An 8,315-nucleotide genomic window follows, 5' to 3' on the forward strand; every position below is an offset into this window, starting at 1 on the left:
GCACTCCCCATCCTGGGCATCACCAACACTCCGGACACCCACGGAACTTGATTAAGCCCTGCATGACATTGCCGTGGGCGCCATTCCCGTCAGCGGACGATGACGAGGTTGGCCATGTCTACCACCGGCCGGTAGCCAAGCGCGGCGTAGATTTTGTTCGAGGTTGGGTTTGCTTGATCGGTGTACAGGCACACCCGCGCACCGTCGGCCTGGATCCGCCGGGAAACCTCGGCAACCGCGTTGCTGGCCCATCCACGCCCGCGCTGGGCTGGTGGCGTGTACACCAGACCGATGCGCGCGACCCCGAACGATGGAGGGCTGGCACCGGTGAGGTGCACCCGCTCTGCAGTCCCGTCGACCCAGAACCACAGATGCCCGGCCAGCAGTCGGCGCAGCACTTCCGCACGGTCGGGCACCTCATGTGCGCTGGTACCCCGTCGGCGGCCCGCCTGTTCGTCAGCGTCGCCCACGAACTCGCCGAACCACTTCATGACCAGCTCGACGTCCTTCTCGACCGCTAGCTCCAGGCAGCCAGGCACTGCCGCCGGACGAGCCAGCTTGCCGAGCTCGTGCAGCCGCGTGTGCTGGTTGACCTGGACCCTGCCCCCGCCGAGCCGGGTCAACTCGGTGGCGCACAGCGCAACGGCAGGAACGGCCCCGTTGACCGCAAGGACCTCCTCCCCGCGCTCGTGCAGAGCGCAGGCCAGGGCCACGGCCGCCTCGTCGGGCATCGGCAGCAGGAACGGCGGATAGGGTGCGAACGGCGCCGCTCGCATACCGGCGCCGACGACCGTGCCGGATGCACCCCTAACCACCAACCACCAATTGCGGTCGGGCTGCGCGGTTCCATCGATTCGCTGCGCCAGCAGCCGGTGCGCGACGGTGGTCACGACCGTGCTGACTACCGGGTCGGCGGCCAGATGTTCGCCAGCTACCGCGAGGAACTCGGTCGGGGTCGTGCAGAACTGCAGGCGCGGCGCGGCTACCGAGGTTGCGCTCATCTGCGCAACCTAACCGTCACCACGGGCTATGGGCACGGGATTTTCCGCGTCATCAAGGGGACATGCCCCTCCTTGCTCAACCGATGTACGGCGTCGCCCGCTCCTTGAGGGCGTGGTCGATACGCAGCCGCATCGAGGGGTGGATATCCAAGTGGTTGAGCTGGGCGGGGTTCACCCAGCGGACCTGACGCGACTCACTGGAGGTCGTCAGTTCCCCGCCGACGGATCGGGCCGTGAAGCAGATCGAGAACTGCTGGCGTACTTCACCGTCGTCGTAGGCCATCACGTGGTGGGGGCTGGTGTAGATCCCGACCAGGCCGGTGACCTCTACCTCGATGCCGGTTTCCTCGCGTACCTCCCGCACCACCGTGTCGGAGACCGACTCGCCGATGTGGTGACCACCGCCGGGTAGCGCCCATAGGTTGTTGTCAGTGCGGTGGATCATCAGCAGCTCACCGCGCTGGTTGCGCACTGCCGCCACAACCGACGGCACCACGCTGGTGGCAGCTGGCGCATTGGGGTCGTTGAAGTAGTCACGGCGCGCCATCCGTCATCTCCCGTCGAATGCGGCTACCAGCGCATCGATATCGCAGTGAGCTCCGCCTAGCTCAGCTGCATCCTGAGTAGTGTCAGCTTCATGAATGAGGTCCTGTATGTCTACACCGCTGCGGGCAGTCTGGAGGTCGCGCGGCGGTTGGTGCAGGGCGCAGCGCGGGAGCGGTTGGCGGCTGGTGGCCAGGTCGTGGGGCCCGCCGAGTCAGCCTTCTGGCATGAGGGGTCCTTCGGCACCGGCCAGGAGTGGCAGGTGGTGCTCAGGTCCAGTGCCGGAGCGTATCCCCAGTTGGAGAGCTACCTGAGGAAGCATCACGAGTGGTCCAACCCGGAGATCGTCGCGCTGCCAGTGGTCGCTGGTTCACGGCCGTACCTGCAGTGGGTGCGCGGTGTCACCGAAACGCGGTGAGGGTGGATGAGGCGGCTGCCCTACAAGGTGACGCCCACCGATAGACCTTGTTCGACGCTCGGTTGCAGGTGAATGGCAGCGACTGAGCAGCCGCCCTTCAGCGAGGGTCTCCGCCAGGGGAGTTGGTGTGTCGGATGTGAGCGCCGCTGTGCCCGACGGTGTGGGAGCCGGCGTGGACGGCGGTGGTGATGGCGTCGGGTAGCGGGGCGTGGCGGGCGAGGTCCAAGGCAAGAGAGCCGAGGAAGGCGTCGCCGGCTCCGGTGGTGTCGACGACCGGGACGGCAGGTGCCGGCACGGTGCCGGATCCGTGGGGGTGCGTGAAGGCGGCGCCATTGGGGCCTGCGGTGACGACGACGGTAGGTGGGCCGAGGCGTTGCAGCGCGGCGGCGGATTCGAGCGGGTTGCCGGCGGTGGTGCGCAGGATGGTGGCGGCTTCGTGCTGGTTGACCACGAGGACGTCGAGTTCCGCGAGCAGCCGGGGGTCGAGGTCGGGGTTAGGGACGAGATTGCCAACGAGGATCGGCGCCCGGCGGTGGCTCAGCAGCGTGGTCACGGGTTCGGGTGGTAAGTCGAGCTGCACGATCATGGCTTCCGCGGCGAGGCTGGCAGTGGCGCGGTGGATGTCGTCGGTGGTGAGTTCGGTGGCGGGTGAGAGTGCGAGGGTGATGTAGCTTTCGCCGTCTGGGGTGACCTCGATGATGGCCGCGCCGGTGGTGGCGTCGGGGACGAGCCGGACATGGCGGGTGTCGACACCGGCGTCGGTCAGTGCTGTGGTGATCTGGTAGCCCCAGGTGTCTGCGCCGACGTTGGCGATCAGGGCGGCGCGCCCGCCATGGCGGGCGGCGGCGATCGCCTGGTTGAGGCTTTTGCCTCCGGCGTTGGCGGTCAGAGGCGAGCCGACGGCGGTGCGGCCGGGTCGGGCACGGTGGGGTACATGGACGGTCAGGTCGATGTTAGCCCGGCCAACGAAGACAACATCGACCCTGTCGCCGACCCCGCTGCTGTCGGTCACGAGCTCGCCGCGGAAGCGGCCAGGGCGGCATTCAACTGCTGCACTCCGGGCTCGGTGGCAAACGCCGCGAGCTGACGGCCTGCGATTGCGACCTCGCGTTGAATTCGTGCCGAGCGGGTGAGGTTGGCCAGGTTGAGCGCGGCCAGGGCGGCGGCAGCGGCCAGCCCGGGTTCATCGGCGGCAGCGTGGGCGACAGCGGTACGCGCCAGATAGCGGCCCCGTTCACGTCGGTACGTTTCCGGCCATGCGTCGAGAGCCTCGCCGAAACACCGGACGGCGACGCCGGGGCGGCCCAGCCGAAGCCAGCCCTCGCCCTCCTGCGCGCTGATGTATGCCGTGGTGCAGAACGCACCGAGCCCACTGCCGTCTGTTCCGGTGGCTGCAGCGAGGTGGTGGGCCTCGTCGATGGCAGCCCGGAACGAGCCGGCGTCACCTTCGACCGAGTGCCCGTGCGCGCGTTGCACCGCCGCGAACGCGCGCACCTGCTCCCGTGTGCTACCAGCGCGCTCGGCAGCACGGGCCAGCCCGAGTACGCGGTCCTGGTCGGCGGCGTCGCTGGCCCGCTGCGCCATGCGAGCGAAAACGTAGGCGGTGAACTCCATGTCGCCGGCTTCTTGGGCCATGGTCAACGCTTGGGCGAGCCACCATTCGCCGGCGTCGCGGTCGCCCATATCGTCGCTGAGCCAGCCGGCGAACTCCGCCCACCGGGCCTCGGTACTCAACAGCGCGTCGCGCAGGCTGCCCCGTGCGGCTCGGCGGTAGTCGGCGATGTGGCCGAGCTGCTGGCGGGCCGTGGGGAGGATCGCCGCGGCACCGACCCGGTTGTCGGACTCCACGAGCACCGACCGCAGTACCGCGAAGTGCTCCACGACGGCCGGATCAACCTGCGCCGCCCGTGTCGCCACGACCAGCGGTTCCGCACTCGCCAGAGATGCCACCACACCGCCGGGGACCGCCTGTAGAAGCGCCCGGCGGCTGACCTGAACCTGCCGGCCTCGCCCGTCTGCCACAGTCGTCACGATATCCGTCTCCCCTGCCGGCTGGCCGTTTGCGCCGACTACCAGGGCGGTGCCGGCTGTGGTCAGGGCGGTAGTGAAGGCTGTTGTTCCCTTGGCCCGACGGTACTTCTGTTCAACAGCAACGACCTGGTCATACCCGGCGGTGAGAGCGCCGCCCGTGTCGAGAGCCTTGTCGCAGCGTTTCCAAAAGGCCCTGTCTGGATGCTGGCGTCCAACTTCGGTGTTCGCGATCGTGCTGCGGCCGGTGAGGATCCTGGGCGCCAGTGAGTGCTGGGTGTGGCCGGCCGCCTTGCGGTACGCAGCCAACTGCTGGCCAAGCGCGCGCCACGCTCCGCTAACCTCGTTCGGATCTGCCACCGTCGCCTCCCGGGGCCATCGCGCCTCGGACGGCTGAGTGAGATGACCGAGCGCCGGTCAGAGGCGGTCTTCGATGTGGATGGTTACCCTACCGTGCGGTCGTGGCTGCGTAGGTCGTCTATCCGCCGTTGCTGGTAGAGGCTTCCGTCGCGCGCAGTGGCCCGCCACGGCCGGGCGGCGTGCAGAGCGATACGTAGCTCTGGCGCGTTGCGGTTGAGGGTGACGCACGCGAGGTCGGTGCTGCCGTCGGTGGCACATCGGGTGAGCCAGGCGCCGTCAGGGCCGATGACCCCGGCGGGCATGGCGGTGCTGCACTGGGCAGGAACGGAGACGCTGATCCACTGGTTCGTGGTGGCGGCGTGTCCGCGGGCGATCACGTCGAAGATCGGGTCGTCGGAGAAGGTGGAGAACAGGACAGTCGGCGCCTCGGTGGAGGTAGTCGAGGAACACCTCCGGGAAGTTGATCTCGATGCAGAGTGCGAGACCGAAGCGGTAGCCGTCAATGTCGATGGTGGCGGGGGCGAAGCCGGGACTGTAGAAGCCAGTGATCTCCGTGTGTGACAGGTAGCGCTTGTCGTAGCGGTTGACGATGTCGCCTTGGTCGGAGATCACGTAGAGGCTGTTGTGGGGGCGGTTTTCGCCGGTGAGATGGTGGTTGCTGCCGAGGACGACCCATAGGCCGAGCTGAGCGGCGAGTGACCTAATGGCGGCCAACTCCCGCCGCACGGGCACCCAGTCGATGTCCCAGCCGGTGTAATACTGCTTGTCCTGCCCGGCGTAGCCGGACAGGGCGCCTTCGGGGAAGTGCACCAGCCGGGCTCCGTGATCGTGGGCGCGGCGCATCAGGGCACGGATCTCGGCGCCGTTCACGGCCGGGTCGCAGGTTACCGGTGGCTGCGCGGCGGCGATCGTCAAGGTCTCAGTTTCAGTGGTCTCGGGCGTTGTCTGTGCAGTGTTGATCACGATGTCCTGTCTGTGAGGGGCCTTGGGCCCCGACGGGTCCGGAAGGAAGGGGCTTGTGTCGGTCAGGTCGACGCAGCCACCGTCCAGGGCATGAGCCAGGCTGAGGTCGGAGCCGTTGCCCTACCGGCCGATGGAGATGTGGACAACCCTCTGGTCGAATCCTCCGCCCTGCATTCCGCGCTTCGGCTGACGGTAAGCGCGGGCAGCAGATGTGTGCCGACCCGCGCCAGACGTCGCAGGCCATCGCTGCGCCTGATGCCTTCGGCGGTCGCGCGGTCGGTGCGTCAGGCGGTCACGGTCGCTCTGTCCACTGCGGGTCGTGGAGATGCAGGTGTTGGGCGAGGTAGTCGCCCAACGATGTGGCGTGCGGAAGGTCTGGATCGTTGGTGGCGCCGGCGGGGACGTAGCGGGTGTGGCGCAGCTCGTCGACGAACACGACCGCGGGTGTCCCGCCGCGCAGACCGGTAGTGATCGCCGTGGCCAGGGCGTTGGTTAGTCCGGCCAGGGTGGAGCCGTGCTTGCCCACTCTCAGGTCGACGTGAGTGAGGGCGCCGCTGGCTGCTGCGGCTGTCATCAGGTGTCCGGGGACACCGTCGATCATGAACTGGCTGGTGACACCGGCCGCGCGTCGAGGCACGGTCGTTTCGCTCATGGTGGTCGTGGTAATTCCTTATGGAGTCCGCCTCAATGCGACGTCGGGCGGCTCTTTCGTGTCGGGGGTTCGGGACGACGTGTGCGGGCGCGCTTGGTCAGCTGGTCGTCGCAGCGTTGGGTGGGGTGTCGGCCGTGCGGGCGCAGTGTCGGCAGCGCCGAGGGCAGGGCGTTCGTGGTGTGGCGCTGATGAGGCCGCTGGCCTGCAGGATCGTGGTGACCGTCTGCTCGAGGGTGTGGGGTTCGGGGATGATGGTTTCGCCGGGGACGTTGAGTAGGTCTCGGTGCGTGTACCAGCGGCGCATCTCGCCCGGGGTGACGGGGATAGGTTCGTCTCGGTTGAGGTGGCGGCGGATGGTCTCGTCGATGGACACGTCCAGGTAGAACACGGCGGCCGGACCAGGGTGGTTGTCGATGAGCTGGTGCAGCACGGCGGCATAGCGTTCGGTGTGCAGGATGCCTTCCAGGATGACGTGGTAGCCCAGGTCGAGAGCGGTGCGGGCGGTCGTGGTGATGAACGCCGGGGCTACCGGGTCGATGTGGGCGCTGTCGTGTTCGCGGAGCAGGGTCCTGCGTAGGTAGTCCTGCTCCAGCAGGGCAGCCCCGCGTCCGTAGCGGCGTCGGACCTCGCGGGCGGCCGTGGTCTTCCCGCTGCCGGAATTGCCGCGGATGATCACCAGCGTTGGCGCGAGATCGGTGGCGTGTGGTGCGTCCATCTGGTGGTCCTTCAGGCGGAGGCGGATTGGCGGGGCCTCGTCGTGGCGTGCGCGGTGGGGCTGTCGTAACCGGCGGCTTGGAGGGTGAACAGCTCGGCGTACCGCCCGTCGGCGCTCATGAGGTGGTCGTGGGTGCCGGCTTCGACAAGGCGGCCGTGGTGCAGGACGTAGATGCGGTCGGCGTGCCGGACGTTGGCGAGCCGGTGGGTGATCAGGATGGTGATGCCGGTGCCCTGCCGGTCGCGGATGGCCTGGAACAGGGCGTCCTCGGCGCGGGGGTCGAGGGCGGAGGACGGTTCGTCCATGATGAGTACGTCGGCGTCGCGCAGAAATCCCCGAGCGGCGGTGATGCGCTGCCACTGCCCGCCGGAGAGGTCCTGCCCGCCGGCGAAGGTGCGGTCCAGAAGCGTCTCGTAGCCGTGGGGCAGGTCGGTGATCATGTCGTGGGCGACGGCGCGGGCGGCGGCGGCCTCGATCCGATCCTGTGCCGCTGTGGTGCTGATGTCCCCGATGGCGATGTTGGTGGCCGCCGTGAACGGCCACTTGTGGTACTCCTGCGTCACGACGCCGATCCGGGCCCGCAGCGCGCCGGTGCCCCAGTCGTCGCCGGGCCGCCCGTTGTAGCGGACGGCGCCGCTGGTGGGGGCGCGGAGCGTGGCGATCATGGTAGCGAGGGTGGACTTGCCGGAGCCGTTCTCCCCGACGAACGCCACGGTCTGCCCGGCCCCAATGGTGAGGGTGACCTGGTCGACGGCCGGGGTGTCGCGGTCGGGGTAGCGCAGGCTCACCGCGTCGACCGCGATCTCCCGCAGCCGCTCCCCGACGGGTGCCCCGGCGGCCCGGTCGGTGGGCGGTGGCAGGTAGTCGGCGGCCCGGGTCATGAAGCCGGTGTAGTCGCGGAAGTGCTGCCCCTCGGTGTAGACGCGGTCGACCTGGAAAGTCACCACGGCCAGTGAGCGTTGCGCGGACTGGACGGCGATCACGCAGGTCGCGGCGGCGGCGAGCGGAATCTGCCCGTCGATGAGCAGTAGGCCGAGCAGGACGTAGACCACTGCGGTGGCGATCCCGCCGAGCATGGCGCCGACGGTGGTGGTCGTGGTGACCCGGCGGGCGAGGGCGAGTTGGATCCGGGTCTCGACGTGCATGACCCGGTCGTACTGGTCGAGCAGGAAGTCGCGGAGCCCGTAGGAGCGCAGTTCGGGGGCGGAGTCGCGTTCGGCCATCAGCCGGTGCAGCAGCCACAGCCGGCGGCGTCGTACCGATCCGGCGGCGTAGGTCTGGTAGCGCAGGTGCCCGGCGCGCAGTGCCGCCCAGCCGTTGGGCACGGTCGCCACCAGCAGGGCGAGCAGCAGCAGCGGGTGGACCACCACCACGGCGACCGCGACGGCGATCACGCCGGCCAGCCCGGCGAGCAGGTTCATCGACGCCTGGACCAGGGCGGTGGTGGAGTTCGCGCCGCGCGAGGCGCGTTCCATGTCGTCGGCGAACGCGTCGGCGTCGAAGGCCTCCAACCGTACGGCGGTGGTCACCTCGAACAGGCCTCGTTCGACCTCCCGGTCGACCTTCGGGGTTAGTACTGCAACGGCGGGTCGTGACTTATAGCGGTTCGAGTCGTTTGCGGTAGTGGGCGGCTCG

At 68.7% G+C, this 8,315-nt stretch carries 10 protein-coding genes and 1 pseudogene; 1 reads left to right on the forward strand and 10 read right to left on the reverse strand.

Annotation, left to right across the window (positions count from 1 at the left end; translation table 11 throughout):
* Positions 1-89: 89 nt before the first annotated feature.
* Complete coding sequence (locus ACFHWY_RS27205; protein WP_416583104.1) at positions 90-890, reverse strand: GNAT family N-acetyltransferase; 801 nt, start codon at positions 888-890, stop codon at positions 90-92.
* Positions 891-1,077: 187 nt separating this feature from the next.
* Entirely contained in the window at positions 1,078-1,548 is a 471-nt protein-coding gene (locus ACFHWY_RS27210) for an NUDIX hydrolase (protein ID WP_416583105.1), read from the reverse strand.
* A gap of 90 nt (positions 1,549-1,638) precedes the next feature.
* Between ACFHWY_RS27210 and cutA the strand changes: the two genes are divergently transcribed.
* Positions 1,639-1,962 carry a divalent-cation tolerance protein CutA gene (gene cutA / locus ACFHWY_RS27215; protein WP_416583106.1) on the forward strand — a complete coding sequence of 108 codons (324 nt, stop codon included), beginning with the start codon at positions 1,639-1,641 and terminating at the stop codon, positions 1,960-1,962.
* Positions 1,963-2,059: 97 nt separating this feature from the next.
* Here cutA and ACFHWY_RS27220 read toward each other — a convergent pair whose 3' ends face one another.
* The 8 genes and pseudogenes from ACFHWY_RS27220 to ACFHWY_RS27255 form a co-directional block, all read right to left on the reverse strand.
* Positions 2,060-2,974, reverse strand: coding sequence for a PfkB family carbohydrate kinase (locus ACFHWY_RS27220; RefSeq protein WP_416583107.1), 915 nt, complete (start codon positions 2,972-2,974; stop codon positions 2,060-2,062).
* Positions 2,971-3,984 (reverse strand): XRE family transcriptional regulator, encoded by a 1,014-nt coding sequence (locus tag ACFHWY_RS27225; protein ID WP_416583113.1) that lies wholly within the window; start codon positions 3,982-3,984, stop codon positions 2,971-2,973. The genes ACFHWY_RS27220 and ACFHWY_RS27225 overlap by 4 nt, the downstream gene beginning before the upstream one ends.
* Positions 3,985-4,143: 159 nt before the next feature.
* A pseudogene (locus ACFHWY_RS27230) lies at positions 4,144-4,350 on the reverse strand (helix-turn-helix domain-containing protein); the annotation flags it as partial.
* A gap of 83 nt (positions 4,351-4,433) precedes the next feature.
* Positions 4,434-4,652, reverse strand: coding sequence for a hypothetical protein (locus tag ACFHWY_RS27235; protein WP_416583108.1), 219 nt, complete (start codon positions 4,650-4,652; stop codon positions 4,434-4,436).
* The gene (locus ACFHWY_RS27240; RefSeq protein WP_416583109.1) at positions 4,627-5,265 is read right to left on the reverse strand and encodes a carbon-nitrogen hydrolase family protein; all 639 of its coding nucleotides are present in this window, start codon (positions 5,263-5,265) and stop codon (positions 4,627-4,629) included. The genes ACFHWY_RS27235 and ACFHWY_RS27240 overlap by 26 nt, the downstream gene beginning before the upstream one ends.
* A gap of 340 nt (positions 5,266-5,605) precedes the next feature.
* The gene (locus ACFHWY_RS27245) at positions 5,606-5,965 is read right to left on the reverse strand and encodes a hypothetical protein (RefSeq protein WP_416583110.1); all 360 of its coding nucleotides are present in this window, start codon (positions 5,963-5,965) and stop codon (positions 5,606-5,608) included.
* Positions 5,966-6,062: 97 nt separating this feature from the next.
* Positions 6,063-6,680: an AAA family ATPase gene (locus tag ACFHWY_RS27250; protein WP_416583111.1), complete on the reverse strand. Its 618-nt coding sequence runs from the start codon at positions 6,678-6,680 to the stop codon at positions 6,063-6,065.
* A gap of 11 nt (positions 6,681-6,691) precedes the next feature.
* On the reverse strand, positions 6,692-8,315 hold a 1,624-nt coding region (locus tag ACFHWY_RS27255), incomplete at its 5' end, for an ABC transporter ATP-binding protein (RefSeq protein ID WP_416583112.1).

This window comes from Micromonospora sp. LOL_024, from assembly GCF_048060415.1.
In the GTDB taxonomy this organism is placed as follows: domain Bacteria; phylum Actinomycetota; class Actinomycetes; order Mycobacteriales; family Micromonosporaceae; genus Micromonospora.

Excerpts from the sequence above, each read along its gene's own strand:
- ACFHWY_RS27245 (WP_416583110.1), bottom strand. The coding sequence starts at position 5,965 with ATGAGCGAAACGACCGTGCCTCGACGCGCGGCCGGTGTCACCAGCCAG.
- ACFHWY_RS27210 (WP_416583105.1), bottom strand. The coding sequence starts at position 1,548 with ATGGCGCGCCGTGACTACTTCAACGACCCCAATGCGCCAGCTGCCACC.
- ACFHWY_RS27250 (WP_416583111.1), bottom strand. The coding sequence starts at position 6,680 with ATGGACGCACCACACGCCACCGATCTCGCGCCAACGCTGGTGATCATC.
- cutA (WP_416583106.1), top strand. The coding sequence starts at position 1,639 with ATGAATGAGGTCCTGTATGTCTACACCGCTGCGGGCAGTCTGGAGGTC.
- ACFHWY_RS27235 (WP_416583108.1), bottom strand. The coding sequence starts at position 4,652 with ATGCCCGCCGGGGTCATCGGCCCTGACGGCGCCTGGCTCACCCGATGT.